Origin of the sequence: Brevibacillus fortis, from assembly GCF_046196545.1 — a bacterium.
GTDB classification, from domain to species: domain Bacteria; phylum Bacillota; class Bacilli; order Brevibacillales; family Brevibacillaceae; genus Brevibacillus; species Brevibacillus fortis_A.
The window spans coordinates 1,702,767-1,719,096 of record NZ_CP176370.1 but is presented as its reverse complement, the minus strand read 5'-3'; the positions used below and the strand labels follow the sequence as shown (position 1 = coordinate 1,719,096).

Sequence of the window (16,330 nt, the reverse complement as noted above, 5' to 3'; positions counted from 1 at the left end):
TATCGTACTGGAATTCAAACATTTACTCCAACGCATTTCATGTTATGATTTCATTGATTGGAAGGAATGAATGGAGTGTGCTGAATGGAACTTCTTCAACTGCAATACTTTCTCACGGTAGCTCGGATGGAGCATGTGACCGAAGCTGCACGAAGTCTGCATGTGACCCAATCGTCCCTAAGCAAAACGATTCAACGATTGGAGGAGGATCTCGGAGTCCCGCTATTTGATCGAAAAGGGAGAAAGCTGCGTCTGAATGAGTTCGGAAGCAAGTTCCTCTGTCGGGCGGAAAGAGCTTTGTTTGAATTGGAACAAGGGAAACTGGAGCTTCGCGATTTGTCCAACCCGGAGCATGGCACGCTTGAATTGGCGGTGACTACTGCAAGCACGCTGCCCAATATCCTTCGAGAGTTTCGGAAAAAGCGGCCCGATATCCAATTTCATGTACAAATGCTGACCACGCAGGAAATGATTACGCTTCTTCATAGAGGAGAGGTCGATTTTTGCTTGTCCTCACCGCCTATACAAGAGGATGATATTGAATGTCAAATCGTGTACATTGACCCTATTCTCGTAGCTGTTCCAAGAGGACATCGACTGGCAGACCGAAATATCATATCTTTGACAGAGCTGAAGGATGAATCGTTTGTCGGTGTAAAGAAAGGGTACGGTACACGGGATTTTGTAGACTCTATATGCAAGTCAGCTGGATTCGCACCTACATATGTGTATGAGGGAGATGAACCTGCAAGGCTCATCCAGCTGGTGGAAGCAGAAATTGGCATAGCCTTCATACCAAGCACAGCTAGAGATTCTCGTGAACTAATCAAGTATCTCCAAGTAGAGAATCACGAATTGGTACGGGAAATCGCTTTATTATGGCACAAGAGTCGGTACATTTCGCGAGCTGCTCAGGAATTCCGTGATGTCGTTGTCGATTATTTTGGGGAAGTATGCAAGCTTGAGAGGTGATGAATCATGAAACTTCACGATTGTCCTACTTGTCATACCAACAGTCAAGAATGTATGATCGTCATCGAGAATGCGTTGCATCCTACAGCTGAGAGATTAAAGTGCCGTATATGTTCCTGGAGCGGAAAGTGGTCGGACATGAAAGTGCGCGAGATCCCAGATGAACCAATCCCGGGCGTCGAACCGATTACCGACTATGGTGTGCTACATTCAGATCAAATTCGACTTCGATATACAGGAGGTTGTTGCCCTCATTGTGGGGGAGACGATCCTTTATGCTGGTGCCATGCATTTTAGGTGCAGGCATATCCCAATAGCTTAACGAGGTTGCCGGATCATCTACAGCAGCCTCTGATGCCTCGAAATGAACAAAAAACAGACACGTCACATTCGCGTGTCTGTTTTTGTTAAAGATTTCATTTTCGATTTTACAAAGCCCCGGAGACAACATTCCCACGGTACATCACTGCTTGACGCTTCGCACGGCGTGCAACTGCTTCTGCTGCCGAGGATGCGTGAACGAATACGATATCCGCTTCGTCGCCAACATTCGGCCATAGGCGGTTGCCCTCTTTATCCAGCGGCGTTTTCCCGCCTGTAATGAAGCCCAGCGCTTGGGACAGCGAACGCTCATCCTGCATGCGGAAGCGCTCTGCCAAGCGGCCTGCTTTTTCCAAGCTGTCGCCTTGACCAAATGGCGACCAGTGATCGGTAATACTGTCGTCTCCGAGAGAGACCGACACGCCTTTCTCATGCAGTAATGGGATCGGAATTGTTCCTCTGTTCACTGGTACAGTGGAAGTGATCGAAATGCCCAAGCCTGCGAGCATTTCCGCTACTTCGCCTGCTTCTTCCAGGCTGATGTCAGCAAGGGAGTTGGCATGGCTGATGGTAACGCGACCTTGCCAGCCTGCTTCTTCGGTCATTTTAGCCAGACGCTTGAATGTAAACACCCCGAGATGATCTGGGTCATGCAAGTGAACGTCGATTGGTGCATTCGCTTCGACTGCCAGCTCAAAAATGGTAGCGAGCGATTTCTCGATGTTTTGATCCACTGTCGCCGGGTCTACACCGCCAACGTAGGTCGCGCCCATTTTCAAGGCTTGGCGGATGTTCTCCACTTGGTTGCTTCGCAGAAGACCTTGCTGTGGGAAGGCAACGACCTCGCACTGCAATCTGCCGCTGAAGGTCTCCAGTGCAGCCATAGTCGCTTCCAGGTTTTTGAGTCCGATGTACGGATCGATATTACAATGGGAGCGAATATGGGTGGAGCCTGCGGACAGCAGCAATTCCAGCATTTTTTCTGCGCGCTCTTGTGCTGTTGGCAACAGCTTCGGCATGAGCTGGCTCTCTTCTTCCAGTCGACCCAAGATGTTTTTCACTGGTGTAACGGCTTTCCAAGGACCGCCATAGTACGTTTTATCGATATGGATGTGCATATCCCGGAAAGACGGCAGTGCCAATAGACCGCTGGCATCCTTCGTTGGCAGCTCGGTTTGTGGAGCAGCTCCACTCACGATCTGTGCAATTCGTCCGTCTTCGATTAATAGATGCGCCACTTCAGTATCTGTAGCAACCACCTTGTCATTTTCTTTACGGTACCCGCTCTCTAAGCGGAGGTTGGTAATCCAATAGGCTGTAGACATCTATCCATGACATCCTTTCTATTTAAAAGTAGTACTACCACTCACCCGCTACCCGATTGCCTTGGAAAAGAACGACCTTGCGCTTCGCACGTCTTGCAATAGCTTCTGCTGAACATGTCGCTTCGACCGCCATCAGGCTCGCCTCATCTCCAACCAATGGCCACAGGCGATTCCCGGTTTCATCGAGAGTGATCCGCCCTTCTGTCACGAAGCCGAGTGCTACGCCTAACGATCTTTCATCCGTCAAGCGGAAGCGTTCAGCCAATCGCCCTGCCTTTTCCAACAAGTCTCCGCTGCCAAAGGGTGTCCAGTTGTCGGTCAAGCTGTCGTTGCCGAGCATAACGGCAACCCCTTCTTGATGCAGCAACGGAATTGGAATGGTCGTGCGATTGATCGGCACGGTCGATGCAATGGAGATACCAAGGGAGGCGAGTCGTTGTGCCATCTCTCTGGCTTCCTCCTGCGAAACATCGCCTAATCCCATCGCGTGACTAATCGTGACACGTCCTTGCCAGCCTGCCTCTTCAGTCAGAGTAGCGAGGCGCTTCATCGTAAACACGCCGAGATGCCCCGGATCATGCAAATGCATGTCAATGTCGGCATCCGCTTCGACTGCCAGCTCTAGCATTGTTTGCAGGGAACGCTCGATGTCGCCGTCTACTCCACCTGGATCTACGCCGCCTACATGAGTGGCGCCTTGACGCAGTGCCTCACGTACCATGTCGCGTGCTTGAGTACGCAGCATGCCATAATGCGGGAAAGCAACGATTTCATGGGAGACACGGTCTGCATACGTCTCAAACGCATTCTTCATTCCTTCCAAAAACCCAAGACCAACCTGTGGGTCCACATGACAATGCGTTCTTACATGCGTAACCCCTGTTTCCACCAGCAGCGAGAGAATATTTTCTGCTCCTGTCTGAGCCTGCTTGAGATACATCGGCAACAGCCCTCTGTCCTCAGCGTGGCGTTCGAACAAGTTTTTTACGGGAGTTGTTGCCTTCCATCGGCCGCCGTAATACGTTTTTTCCAGATGAATGTGCTTCTCGGCCATAGACGGCAAGATTAGTAAGCCTTTCGCGTCCTTTTTAGGCAGCCCATCCTCCAAAATTTCACTAGATGGGACAATGCGTGTGATTTTTCCATACTCAATGAGCAAATCGCACAGCTCTGTCCGAGTTCCACTGATCACGCCTTCTTCCCACTCATACCCGACTTCCAATCGAGCGTTGACAATCCAATAAGGAGAAGATTTCACCGGCTTTTCACCCCTCTTAAACGTTCACTTCTTCCACTTGACCAGAAGCGAGATTGCCTTTGAAGAATACAGCGTGTCGATCTGCACGGCGCGCGATCGCTTCCGCTGAGCAGGTCGCATCCACGAGGATCAGGCTAGCGTCTTCCCCTTGTGCAGGCCACAGCTGTGTTCCGTTGGCATCCAGCGTCGTTTTGCCACCTGTGATAAAACGCAGCGATTGAGACAGGGACAGCTCGTCCAGCCAACGATTACGTTCTGCCAGGCGCCAGAGGCGCTCCAGCACATCGCCATTTCCGTATGGCTGCCACGTGTCAAAAATGTTGTCGCAGCCGACCGCAACGTCTACGCCATTTTGGTGCAACAATTGCACAGGTGGAATGACGCGGCTAAATGGCACGCTGGTGATGATCGTAATGCCTGCTTCCCGCAGGATCGTCGCCATCTCCTCTGCTTCTTGCACAGGGATGTCTCCGAGCGCAAACGCATGGCTGATTGCTACGCGGCCTTCCCAGCCAGCGTCAACGGTCATTGCAGCCAGTCTCTTCATCGTGTAAGTTCCCAAATGTCCCGGGTCATGCAAATGCAAGTCCACACCTGCGTTTGCTTCTACCGCCAGCTCCATCATCTGGTGCAAGGATTCTTCTATATCGCCATCCACATTAGCTGGGTCTACGCCCCCGACATGAGTCGCACCTTGGCGCAATGCTTCACGCAAGAGTGCTTTTGCGTCTGTACGCAACAAGCCATGCTGCGGAAACGCCACGATCTCGTGGGTTACTCGATCCGCGTAGGTTGCTAATGCCGCTTTTACTGATTCCAAATTGGAGATTTCCACTTCCGGGTATATGTCCACATGTGTACGCACATGTGTCGAGCCATACGACAAGAGGATCTCCAACAGGTTCTCCGCACGCTCTTGTGTGGTTGTCGGCAATCCCGGCAGTGTGCGCTTTTCAATTTCGCAGCGTTCAATGATATTGGACACAGGAATGACGGCCCGCCATGGTTCTCCCTGAAGCGTTTTGTCCAAATGAACATGCTTCTCTACGAAAGATGGGAGTGCCAATAAGCCTTTTGCATCCTTTTGCAAAATACCGTCTGTAAGCTTCTCTGTCGCTGGTACAATACGCGCGAATTTTCCGTCTTTTACTAAAATGTGAAACAAGGATGCCTCTGTCCCCGTGACGACACCGTTTTCCCGACGGTAGCCCGTCTCCAAACGAACATTGGTCAACCAATAGGTAACGCCCATCCATTATCCACCCTCTCTTTGTCTCTCTCCATTCCCTTCTCCCCCATTATCTAGGAAGCTGAAAGACTTGATTTGCACAATCTTTACGTCTATTTTCACTATTTTTACGACTTGTTCAAATTGCCTTTACTTCGTACATTTTTCTGATAACTTTGACGTAAGCAAAGGAGGGGTTACACCATGAAGGTTGAGATCGCACCAACCAATCAAGCTCTTCCGCCGAAAGTAGCGGCTGCACGCCCTAGCAGATGGCGGACTTTTTACAGGAAACTACGAAAAAACAAACTCGCCATGGTAGGCGGCTGTATCGTGATTTTTTACATCGCGATTGCCCTGTTGGCACCATTTATCGCTCCCTACGATCCCTATGAGATTGATTTGGTTAACAAATTGAAGCCACCATCTGCTGAACACTGGATGGGTACCGATGACAAAGGTCGGGATGTAATGAGCCGTCTTTTATACGGAACGCAGCTCTCGATGTCCGTCGGATTCGTCGCCGTCTTTATTGGTGCATTTTTCGGAATTATTCTCGGATTATTATCCGGTTACTACGGAGGCTGGGTAGATACAGTCATCTCCCGTGTCATCGACGTCCTGCTCGCCTTCCCGGGAATCCTGCTTTCTCTGGCCATCGTCAGTGCTTTGGGCCCTAGTCTCTTTAACGTCATGATCGCCGTTGGTATCTTCTCGATTCCTGTATTTGCACGGATCGTCCGCGGCTCTACTTTAACCGTGAAAAAACTGGAGTACATCGATGCCATCCGCTCACTCGGTGCCAATGACTTCACGATTATCTTTAAACACATTTTTCCAAACATTTTGTCTCCTATTATCGTACAGGCAACGATGCGCCTAGCTACCGCGATTCTATCCGCCGCTGGCCTTTCATTCCTCGGACTGGGAGCACAGCCTCCTCTGCCGGAGTGGGGCGCCATGCTCAGTAACGGACGCGACTTCTTGTTTACCGCTCCGCATCTGGCTATGTTCCCTGGTTTCGCTATTGCAACTCTTGTTCTCGGCTTCAACATATTTGGGGACGGCCTCAGGGACGCTCTCGATCCACGAATGAAACAATAGGAGGGAAATCTTCATGTTTGTTTACATTATCCGTCGCCTGCTGCAGATGATTCCCGTCCTGCTCGGTGTCGTTCTGGTCGTTTTTTTGATCATGCAAATGGTTCCTGGCGACCCGGCTGTATTGCTTGCTGGTGAAGGCGCTTCTGCAGAAACGATTGCGAAAATGCGTACACAGCTCGGCTTAGATCAGCCAATCATGGTTCAATACGTGCAATATGTTGCCAACGTGTTCCAAGGCGATCTGGGTACATCCCTTCGCTCTAATCTCCCCGTGTGGGATGAGATCATGGCGCGCTTGCCTGCTACTATCGAGCTCGCCGTTGCCAGTATTTTTGTAACGGTTGTACTCGGGATGATCGCAGGGATCATCTCTGCTACCAAGCAATACTCTGCTGCTGATATTACGATCATGGTCATTGCCTTGCTCGGTGTATCCTTGCCAAGCTTTTGGCTCGGCTTGAGCTTGATCTACACGTTCTCCGTCAAGCTGCAACTCTTCCCTGTTGCAGGCTGGGGCACTTGGAAGCACATGATTTTGCCAGCAATCACGCTCGGTACTGCTGGGGCTGCCATCGTTGCTCGTATGACTCGCTCCAGTATGCTCGACGTCGTACGTCAAGACTACATCCGCACAGCGAAAGCAAAAGGCTTGAGAGAATCTGTCATCGTTTACAAGCACGCACTGAAAAATGCGTTGATCCCGATTATTACCGTCGTCGGCTTGCAGTTCGGTTTCCTTTTGGGTGGTACAGTTCTCGTAGAATCTGTATTTGCCATCAACGGCTTGGGTCGTCTGATCGTCGATGCGATCCGCATGCGTGATTTGCCTGTCGTACAAGGCGGCGTACTAATCGCTTCCATTATCTTCGTGTTCGTGAACCTGCTCGTCGATGTATTGTATCGGTACTTCAATAAACGAATTGATCTGAACTAAGGAGGGATCACCATGCCGGAACAACAAGATATCATCCTGGACGTTCGCAATCTGCAAACGCATTTTTTCACAGACGATGGCGTCAGTAAAGCAGTGGACGGCGTTGATTTCTCTCTAAATAGAGGAGAGACACTAGGTCTGGTAGGAGAATCGGGCTGTGGAAAAAGTATCACTTCCCTCTCGATCCTGCGTTTGATTGCCAGTCCTCCGGGAAAAATTGTAGGAGGAGAAATCCTTTTCAAAGGGCAAGACCTGACGAAAAAATCGGAAGCAGACATGCGCGCGATCCGCGGCAACGAGATTTCGATGATTTTCCAAGAGCCAATGACCTCGCTTAATCCGGTTTATTCGGTTGGGGAGCAAATCGCAGAGGTATTGCGCCTGCACCAAAACATGGGACGTAAGGAAGCGTGGGACAAAGCAGTAGACATGCTGCGTCTGGTCGGTATTCCTTCCCCGGAAAAACGCGCGACGCAAGAGCCGCATGAATTGTCTGGGGGTATGCGCCAACGCGTCATGATCGCAATGGCTCTCGCCTGCCGCCCGGAAATTTTGATCGCGGATGAACCGACAACCGCTTTGGACGTTACCATTCAGGCTCAGATTCTCGAGCTGATGAAAAAGCTGCAAGTCGAAATGGGCATGAGCATTATCATGATTACCCACGATCTTGGTGTCGTTGCTGAAACATGCGATCGCGTTGCGGTCATGTACGCAGGAAAAGTCGTGGAGTACACGACTGCACAAAATCTGTTCGCGAATCCACGCCACCCTTATACAGTAGGACTGATGAACTCCCTCCCCCGTCTGGATGAGGACGTGGAAGAGCTGCAAGCGATTAAAGGAAACGTTCCAAGTCCGTTCAACATGCCAGTTGGATGCCGATTTGCTCCACGTTGTCCGCATGCAACGGAGCTGTGCAATACCAAGCTTCCTGAGCTCTTGGAGTATGCAGACGGAAGCAAAGTACGCTGCTGGATGTATACGTCTGAGTGGGACGGCGACACCAAGACTGCTACGGAAGTGGGGGTATGACCATGATGACGACACAAGCGAATCCACCGAAAAAACCACTGCTCGAAGTAAAAAATCTCAAGCAGCACTTCCCGATCAAAGGCGGCATTTTAGGCCGTACCGTCAACCACGTAAAAGCCGTGGATGATATCAGCTTCACGATCTATGAAGGTGAAACACTGAGTATTGTAGGCGAATCCGGTTGTGGCAAATCCACTACCGGTCGTGCCATCCTCCGCCTGGATGAGCCGACGAGCGGAACGGTATTATTCGAAGGACAAGATCTGCTGGCGATGTCCAAAAAGCAAATGCGCGACATGCGCAAGGATTTGCAGGTCATTTTCCAGGACCCATTTGCTTCGCTCAACCCGCGCCAATCTGTATCCGCTATTCTCGGGGAAGCATTGGCCATCCAAAATATCGTACCTGCGCATCAACGCCGCGAGCGCATTATCGAGCTGCTCGGCTATGTAGGCTTGCGTCCAGATCAAATTGACCGTTTCCCGCATGAGTTCAGCGGTGGACAACGCCAACGGATCGGGATTGCCCGTGCCCTCGCGATGCAACCGAAGCTGATCATTTGTGACGAAGCCGTATCGGCACTCGACGTATCCATTCAGGCTCAAGTGCTGAATCTGCTGAAATCGCTGCAAAAGCAATTCAAGCTAACGTATTTGTTTATCTCCCACGACCTCGGCGTCGTTCGTCACATCTCAGATCGCGTCATGGTAATGTACCTCGGTAAAGTGGTAGAGATCGCGGATAAAAAGTCGCTGTTCGACAACCCGCAGCACCCTTACACGCAGGCACTCTTGTCTGCAATCCCGGTGCCGGACGCAAACAAAAAGCAGGAGCGGATCATTCTGCGCGGAGATGTACCTTCTCCGATCAATCCTCCGCAGGGCTGCCGCTTCCATACGCGTTGCCCATATGCGATTGATCGCTGCAAAACAGAATTACCAGGACTCACGAGCTTACACGACACACATCAAGTAGCTTGCCACATCGTCCAAGTCTAGTAATAGAGAGATTAAAATTTTCTAAAAACGCAAGAGATCACGAAGCAGCATGATATGATGGTAACTGCAAAATCTATCCATACAGAAGGGATCTCATGATAAGCTTTGAAGGTTTCACATTGCTCATTCTGCTGTTTATTTTGGCTCCTATTATAGGAGCTATTGCTTTATTGTTTCTGTTCATTTTCGAGAAGCGGATTGATCTGTTAGAAAACAAGAATCTGAAGATCGAGCTGGAAAAAGAGCTGCAGCAAGCGCTTTACAATCAGTTGAATCAACAAATCCAGCCTCACTTCTTGTTTAATACGCTAAATGTCATTCTGAGTCTGGCGCGATTGAACCGAACGAAGGAACTGGTGAGAGCGCTCGAAGTCCTCTCCCAGTTTCTCAAATTCAAATACAAATCCACAGAGCCATTGATTTCATTGGCGCGAGAGATTACGTACACGGAGCAATATTTGGAGATTCAAAAGCTGCGTTTCGGCGATCGACTCCGGATTCAACTAGATTGTGCAGATGATCTCTTGCAAGCATCCATTCCCCCATTCGTCTTGCAGACGCTCGTGGAAAACGCATTTAAGCATGGATTGGAACGAAAAATGGGCGAAGCTATCTTAGACATCCGCATAAGCCGCAAAGATGACGATGTCCTGCTTACGGTCATCGACAACGGTTCTTCCGGACTCACAGCATTCCAGAATGAAAGTGAGATCGAAACTGAACAGCCACATGAGGAGAGCGGTCACGGGTTGGACAACATCCGCAGGCGGCTCCACCTTTGTTTTGGTGATCATGCACATCTGGAGCTTGCTCCGATATCTGAGGGAGGAACTCTTGTGTCTGTCAGGTGGCCCTGTACGTATGAACAAATCGATCTGAGGTGAGAAGATGAACGTACTACTCGTGGATGACGAACCGTTGGAGCTGGACCAACTCGAGTATTTGATTCAGCCCATGTTCCCCTTGTGGAAATTCTACAAGGCCGCAGATGGCAGCAGGGCCATGGCGATCAGCCAGAAGGTTCCTCTTCATCTCGCCTTTCTGGACATTAATCTTCCGGGGAAATCCGGGCTGGTGCTTGGCGAAGAGCTGAGAGCCCAGCACAAAGACATCGAGCTCATCATTGTAACGGCTTATCAAGATTTTCATTATGCCAAGCAATCGATCCGCCTCGGTGTCGTGGATTACATCACGAAGCCCGTCATTGAGAGCGAGCTGGTCGACATTCTGAAAAAATATCAGAAGAGTCCTGCCCTCTCCGCTTACACCCGAATTATTTCTGATGCGATGAACATCATTCATCAAAAATTCGCGGAGAAGCTGAATTTGGCTGATCTTGCCGCAGAGGTCCATATCAATCCGACGTATTTGAGCCGCCGTTTTCATGAAGAAGTAGGCGTCTCATTCTCTGAGTATTTAATGCAGTACCGCATTCAAATGTCGAAGAAGTTCCTGATCGCTCATCCTGATTGGAGCATATCGACGGTTGCCGAGCGAACTGGATTCAACAGCCAACACTATTTCAGCACCATTTTTCGCAAGGTAGTGGGGAAAACCCCGAAAGAATACCGGGACAAGGGGAATGCATCTTGACCTACTTATCGTTTCGCGAATACATGGTAGGTGCAGCAAAGATCGGCATTGGGCTTGGGGTCGTCTCGATCCTCGCCCGCTGGGTAACCGGAAACACAATATTCGGTTCACCGGAAGCACTCGTCAAATACGGGATATTTGGCGGGATCGGCTTCGCTTTGATGGGAGCATTTGCCCTCAGTATGTTTGGACTGCTTGGACGTAAGGTCCGCCGTGAGTTGTCAGAAGGGATGACCATCGGGGATTACATGCGGGACAAACTGCATCCGGTTGGTTACTGGCTGATGATCATCATCCTTTTGATTACCACGATTGAAGCGATGTTCGTCCAGGGAATGGCTGGGGGCGTATTGCTGAACATCTTGTTTGGCTTACCGATCCCGCTCGGCTTGCTCTGCTTTTTTGGATTTTGTGTGCTGTTTGCAGGCATCGGAGGTATCCGCTCGATCCATCGTTTCGCCATCGTGCAAATTGTCATTACGTTTGCGGCTATTATCCTGATTCCCGTCTACTTTTTCGTCGGAAAAGGGGTCGAGCACGTCTATAACGGACTGCGCCTTTACCATCCTTACCTTCTGGTGCTCAACAACAACGAGGGTCTTTTTTTTATCATTACCGGGCTGTTGATTGGGTTTGGTCAAGTGTTTGTCGATCAGGCATCGTGGCAGCGGCTCTATATGATGGAAGAGAAAAAGATCGTTCCTACCTTTCTGGTGTCCGGACTCATTTTTGCCACCGTACCACTGGCGTTTTCCTCGCTGATCATCATCGTTCTTTTTACGGGCGGCTTTGATGATATTTACTCGCTGTTGTTTGATCTCGTACGCAAGATTGACACGATGATATTGCTTGTATTATTTGTCCTCTGTGCCTTTGGTGCGATCATGTCCGCTTTTGGTGCAGGTCTTCATTCCATGATCAGTCTGATGGTCAACAACGTCTATCAGCTATTCCGCCCAGCCGCTTCCGAACGGCAAAAAATCCGTTTGGGCTACATTCTTGCCATTGCTATCGGTGCGCTTTCGTATGGTTTGACGATCTACTTCCAGCCGACCTTGCTGGATTTGCTGTTCTTCTTTGGCATTATTTATGCCTCGCTGTTTTTGCCTGTCGTCGTCATCGTGTTGACGAAGGGGAAGGCACCTACTTTCATTTTGATCAGCGCAGTAATGGGATTCGTCGCAGGCTATAGCAGCCGGATGTACGTCGATCCGATGATGGCAATCTGGATTGCCTCCTTATGTACAGCTCTGGTCTTAACGGCCTACTTGTGCATGACCTGGCTATGGAAACGGTATATCCGAACGCCCGATCACACTCGCTGACCCACAGGAAGGAACGAATCCTATGCTACGCTCCTACTTGCTGCTCATTTTTTGCGTAACCGCTTGGGGCAGCAATTTCGTCTTCGGGAAAATGCTCGTCGCCGAGTTTTCTCCGCTCTTTTTGTCGGCTATGCGTCTCTTGTTTATCGTGTTGTTTCTGCTCATTTGGTCCAGAGGGCGTCTGAAAATGCCCAAACTCTCTCGTACGGACTGGCTCTTGCTCGCGGTACTGGGAGTTGTCGGCGTATTCATCAATCAGTGGTCCTTCTACAAAGGGCTCGTTACAGCTGATCCGACCACCTCTGCCCTGATCCTGGCGCTGACGCCGATTACAACCGCTCTTTTGGCTGCCTTGTTCTTGAAGGAATCGCTGACTGGCCGTATGGCAATCGGTTCGGTGATCGGTACTTCAGGCGTTTTATTCGTCATTTATACAGGAGCAGAGCTGCATTTTGATGTAGGTATCCTCTGGATTGTATTGACGATGCTGACATTCGCGACCTCGATCATACTCGTCAGGTTGTTGGGACATCGACTCCCTCCTCTCGTGACGACACTCGTATCCAATTTGATCGGCTTCGGATCGATGCTGCCTTTTGTCCTGATCAGCATCCCTACGGCTACGGTAAGCACCAGCCTCTCATCCTGGATTCTCTTGTTTGTCACCGCTGTCATCATGCACGGCATTGTGACCTTAATCTGGAACAGTCAACTCCAGAAGGTAGGTGCCGCCAAAGCCGCGATGTTTGCCAATCTGGAGCCGTTTATTGCCATGCTTTTTGGCTTATTATTGCTGGAAAAGCCTGTAACAGCCGTACAGTTTTTCGGTGCGATTCTCATCATCGCGGGCGTGACCTTGACCACAACTTCCAAGGAGCCGCGTGAAAAGAAGAAGCCCTCCTCGCTTCCATCCTGATCAAAACCGTTCGCTGCGCTTTTCACACTAAAACAGTCGGAATTGTAGTTGAGAAGTACAATTTCATTGCTTTATACTTGAAGAAAGGCGGGCGATGTGCGTCCCGTTACTTCGTGATAAGAGGAGGGACATTCCATGTCTACCGTAAAACTATCCCAGTGGGAAACGATGCTCTTAGAGGCAGCCCGTGCCCATGGATTCGTCGACGAGGAAATCATCCATAAGCTGAGAACAGGTGACCCTGCGCCTTTTTTGGACGTGGAGGGCGGCAAGTACGATTACACCCATCTCTTTGAACTGTCCAAAAATGATCCCTCGACGCTGGAAGCTGCGATTCGTGAAGGCTACCAAATCAAGTTCACCACTTTTAACGGGATCAAGTTTTTGCTGAACAAACGCTACAACATCCAAGCGGAGCGTGACTATCAAGTTGAGGAAACAGCGCTGCACCACGTTCGCTTACCAGACGATGCACTGGCGTGGATGCGCAGGACAATCTCCCATAACTGGCGAATTGTTGAACTAGAAAAGCTCGCAGACACCAAAGAAACGCTCGTCAGATTCGAACTGGCAGCATCGTAAATACGAAAGAGCACTTTCCTTAGGGGAGAGTGCTCTTTTTTCGAAATGCGGCGTATTGGAAGGAGAATCATGATGACAAAGCAAGCGTACATCCAACACATTCAAGCAACGTATCCGGAATTGACCATCACTTCCGCCTACTTTAACGAAATGGGCCAAAACAATGATGTGCTCATCGTCAATGACGCGTACGTGTTTCGCTTTCCGAAATATACCACCGGAATCGAGCAACTGAAGGTCGAAACGAACATTTTACGCACGGTAAACCCCTATCTCTCCCTGCCGATTCCGGCTCCGACCTATTTGTCCTTTGCCGAGGAAATACCTGGGCGGGTGTTTGCCGGATATCCGCTACTCGAAGGTGAGCCTTTTACCCGAGAAGCTTTTCAAGCAGCCTCTCGTCAAAATTCGGTACCGACTGTCGCTGCCCAGCTGGCACAATTTCTTCATGAACTGCACCAGCTTCCCGTCTCCACCTTGCTCCCGGAGCTTATCCCTGGCGATTTTGACATGGCCAAGCAGTTGATTGAGCTGTATGAACAGATTGTTTCGCAATTGTTCCCAGCCATGCGTGAGCCAGCGAAAAAGGATGTAGCAGAGCGCTTTGAAGCATACCTGGCAGACCCTGCCCACTTTGATTTTCAGCCTTGCTTGACTCACGGAGATTTTGGCACAGGGAATATCTTGTACTCCCCGACAAAACAGCGCATCACAGGCATTATCGACTTTGGCGGCTCAGGTGTGGGCGATCCGGCATATGACCTCGCCGGACTTTGCGCGAGCTACGGGGAACCCTTTTTGCAGCATTTCACTCCGCTGTATCCCCAGCTTGAGCAGGTGATGACAAGGATGAGATTTTACCGCAGTACATTTGCCTTGGAGGAAGCGCTATTCGGTCTGGAAAACGACGATGAGACAGCATACCAAGCCGGCATGCGTGACTACCTCTAGCCTTTTACCGCACCTTGCGTGAGCCCTTCCACCAAGTACTTTTGGCAAAACGCAAACAGCAGCATCGTCGGGATGACTGACAGCACCGTAGCTGCCGACATCGCTCCCCATTCGATATCGTACTTTTTGATGAAGGCATTCATCGCGACGGGAATCGTTTTGACTGACTCTTCATCAATGAACAGAACTGCCATAATCAGCTCGTTCCAGCATTGGACGAACGCGAAAATAAACGTGGCCGCAATTCCGGGGAGCATGATCGGCACAATGACGCGAAACAGGGCGCTCAACCGTGAACAACCGTCCATCATCGCTGCTTCCTCCAAGGCGTTGGGTATCCCTTGGAAAAAGCCAGACATGATAATTGTACAAAATGGAATCAACATGACTGTGTAGATGAGCATCAACGAAAACAGGCTGTTTAAGATGTGCATCTTGGACATCATCATGTACAACGGGGCCATACCAATGAACATCGGGATCATTTGGGTGACGAGAAATCCGAACATCACCTGGCGTTTTCCTTTAAACGAAAAGCGGGCCAACACGTAACCGCCGAGCATCGCGATGAATACGACCATAGCCGAAGCGACCAAGGAAACGAGAAAGCTGTTCCAGATGTACACCTGAAAGTGGGAAATCTGAAAGATCTCCAAGTAGTTAATCAATGTCACCTGTTCCGGCCAATATTGAATCGGGAGCGAAAAGATTTCCTTTTGACCTTTGAGCGACGTAATGATAATCCAATACAGCGGGAAAATCGCAAAAGCAAGAAACAGGGTCAGTACAATCGCTCTGCCAGTCCTCCACCCTAGATGTTCACGGTGCATCAGAAGTCCCCTCCCTTCTCTACTTTGGTCGTTTTCACGTAAAAGATCGTGAACAACATCAAAATCAATACAATGATGACACCCACTGCCGAGGCTTGCCCGTAGTCTTGTCCAAAGATGACTTTATCGATCATGTAAGTAGCGAATATATGCGTGGAGCCTGCAGGAGCTCCATTCGTCATCGCGTAAATAATGTCTGGGAAGTTGAGAATCCAAATGACCCGCAACAGGATCGTCACCAGCATCGTAGGCATGATATACGGCAGTGTCACGCTCCAAAACTGCTGAATCCGCCCCGCTCCATCCATTGCCGCCGCTTCGTACAGCTCCTCCGGGATCGATTGTAAGGCAGCCAGAATCATGATGGCAAAAAACGCGACGCCATACCAAATATTCGCGATAATGACGGCAGCCATCGCCCAAGTACCATCCGCCAAAAAGGAGATCGGTGCTTCAATCAGACCCGTTTTCAAGAGCAAATCGTTAATGACACCAAACTGGGCATTGAACATCCACCGCCAAATCAGCCCAATCAGAAAGCCGGACATCGCCCACGGGAAAAAGACAAATGCCTGGTAAATCCCTCTCCCGCGAAATTTTTTACGCATCAAGAGGGCCAGCATGAAGCCAAACAGCAATTGAAAGACAAGGGAGAAAAACACCCAGTAAAAGCTGTTCATAGCAACTCGCGGGAAGTCTGGGCTTGTCAGTACGTTCACAAAATTGTCCAGCCCGATGAACTGAATATTCATCAAGTCAAAGAGCGTGTAGTTCTGAAAAGACATGATAATTCCACGCACGAGTGGATAATACGTAAAGACCGAAACAAATAAAATGGCGGGCAAGAGGCACAAAAATATAAAGCGACCTTCTTTGGAGATTTGGAACAATTTCTTCCCTTCCGGCACAACCTGCTTCGTCGTCATGACGATGGGTTTTTGTGTGTCCAAGCTACCAT

General features: G+C 49.9%; 16 protein-coding genes. 11 read left to right on the top strand and 5 right to left on the bottom strand.

The window, feature by feature from the left end:
- Positions 1 to 84: 84 nt before the first annotated feature.
- Positions 85 to 972: a LysR family transcriptional regulator gene (locus ACKKE8_RS09080; RefSeq protein ID WP_409177884.1), complete on the top strand. Its 888-nt coding sequence runs from the start codon at positions 85 to 87 to the stop codon at positions 970 to 972.
- Between the two features lie 428 nt (positions 973 to 1,400).
- Here ACKKE8_RS09080 and ACKKE8_RS09075 read toward each other — a convergent pair whose 3' ends face one another.
- From ACKKE8_RS09075 to ACKKE8_RS09065, 3 genes are read right to left on the bottom strand one after another with little or no spacing between them, the layout of a single operon-like run.
- Positions 1,401 to 2,618 carry an amidohydrolase family protein gene (locus tag ACKKE8_RS09075; protein WP_409177883.1) on the bottom strand — a complete coding sequence of 406 codons (1,218 nt, stop codon included), beginning with the start codon at positions 2,616 to 2,618 and terminating at the stop codon, positions 1,401 to 1,403.
- 34 nt (positions 2,619 to 2,652) lie between these two features.
- Positions 2,653 to 3,876, bottom strand: coding sequence for an amidohydrolase (locus ACKKE8_RS09070; RefSeq protein WP_409177882.1), 1,224 nt, complete (start codon positions 3,874 to 3,876; stop codon positions 2,653 to 2,655).
- Positions 3,877 to 3,892: 16 nt separating this feature from the next.
- The gene (locus ACKKE8_RS09065) at positions 3,893 to 5,128 is read right to left on the bottom strand and encodes an amidohydrolase (protein WP_409177881.1); all 1,236 of its coding nucleotides are present in this window, start codon (positions 5,126 to 5,128) and stop codon (positions 3,893 to 3,895) included.
- Between the two features lie 180 nt (positions 5,129 to 5,308).
- Between ACKKE8_RS09065 and nikC the strand changes: the two genes are divergently transcribed.
- The 10 genes from nikC (at position 5,309) to ACKKE8_RS09015 (ending at position 14,542) form a co-directional block, all read left to right on the top strand.
- On the top strand, positions 5,309 to 6,208 hold the full coding sequence (nikC, locus tag ACKKE8_RS09060) for a nickel transporter permease (RefSeq protein WP_409177880.1): 900 nt from the start codon (positions 5,309 to 5,311) through the stop codon (positions 6,206 to 6,208).
- Between the two features lie 13 nt (positions 6,209 to 6,221).
- Positions 6,222 to 7,142: a nickel ABC transporter permease gene (gene nikB / locus ACKKE8_RS09055; protein WP_409177879.1), complete on the top strand. Its 921-nt coding sequence runs from the start codon at positions 6,222 to 6,224 to the stop codon at positions 7,140 to 7,142.
- A gap of 12 nt (positions 7,143 to 7,154) precedes the next feature.
- Complete coding sequence (locus ACKKE8_RS09050) at positions 7,155 to 8,177, top strand: ABC transporter ATP-binding protein (RefSeq protein WP_174230428.1); 1,023 nt, start codon at positions 7,155 to 7,157, stop codon at positions 8,175 to 8,177.
- A 2-nt stretch (positions 8,178 to 8,179) separates the two neighbouring features.
- The gene (locus tag ACKKE8_RS09045; protein WP_409177878.1) at positions 8,180 to 9,175 is read left to right on the top strand and encodes an ABC transporter ATP-binding protein; all 996 of its coding nucleotides are present in this window, start codon (positions 8,180 to 8,182) and stop codon (positions 9,173 to 9,175) included.
- Positions 9,176 to 9,270: 95 nt separating this feature from the next.
- Entirely contained in the window at positions 9,271 to 10,059 is a 789-nt protein-coding gene (locus ACKKE8_RS09040; protein WP_409177877.1) for a sensor histidine kinase, read from the top strand.
- A gap of 4 nt (positions 10,060 to 10,063) precedes the next feature.
- Positions 10,064 to 10,768 carry an AraC family transcriptional regulator gene (locus ACKKE8_RS09035; RefSeq protein WP_012685281.1) on the top strand — a complete coding sequence of 235 codons (705 nt, stop codon included), beginning with the start codon at positions 10,064 to 10,066 and terminating at the stop codon, positions 10,766 to 10,768.
- Positions 10,765 to 12,093 (top strand): sodium:solute symporter family transporter, encoded by a 1,329-nt coding sequence (locus ACKKE8_RS09030; RefSeq protein WP_409177876.1) that lies wholly within the window; start codon positions 10,765 to 10,767, stop codon positions 12,091 to 12,093. The genes ACKKE8_RS09035 and ACKKE8_RS09030 overlap by 4 nt, the downstream gene beginning before the upstream one ends.
- 22 nt (positions 12,094 to 12,115) lie before the next feature.
- On the top strand, positions 12,116 to 13,009 hold the full coding sequence (locus tag ACKKE8_RS09025; protein WP_409177875.1) for a DMT family transporter: 894 nt from the start codon (positions 12,116 to 12,118) through the stop codon (positions 13,007 to 13,009).
- A gap of 135 nt (positions 13,010 to 13,144) precedes the next feature.
- Positions 13,145 to 13,591 carry a hypothetical protein gene (locus ACKKE8_RS09020; RefSeq protein ID WP_409177874.1) on the top strand — a complete coding sequence of 149 codons (447 nt, stop codon included), beginning with the start codon at positions 13,145 to 13,147 and terminating at the stop codon, positions 13,589 to 13,591.
- 72 nt (positions 13,592 to 13,663) lie between these two features.
- Positions 13,664 to 14,542, top strand: coding sequence for a phosphotransferase family protein (locus ACKKE8_RS09015; protein WP_409179085.1), 879 nt, complete (start codon positions 13,664 to 13,666; stop codon positions 14,540 to 14,542).
- Here ACKKE8_RS09015 and ACKKE8_RS09010 read toward each other — a convergent pair.
- Together ACKKE8_RS09010 and ACKKE8_RS09005 are read right to left on the bottom strand one after the other, a co-directional pair.
- The gene (locus ACKKE8_RS09010) at positions 14,539 to 15,372 is read right to left on the bottom strand and encodes a carbohydrate ABC transporter permease (protein ID WP_409177873.1); all 834 of its coding nucleotides are present in this window, start codon (positions 15,370 to 15,372) and stop codon (positions 14,539 to 14,541) included. The two genes, ACKKE8_RS09015 and ACKKE8_RS09010, sit on opposite strands and share 4 nt — an antisense overlap.
- Entirely contained in the window at positions 15,372 to 16,322 is a 951-nt protein-coding gene (locus tag ACKKE8_RS09005; RefSeq protein WP_409177872.1) for a carbohydrate ABC transporter permease, read from the bottom strand. Before ACKKE8_RS09005 ends, ACKKE8_RS09010 begins: the two co-directional genes overlap by 1 nt.
- Positions 16,323 to 16,330 lie beyond the last annotated feature (8 nt).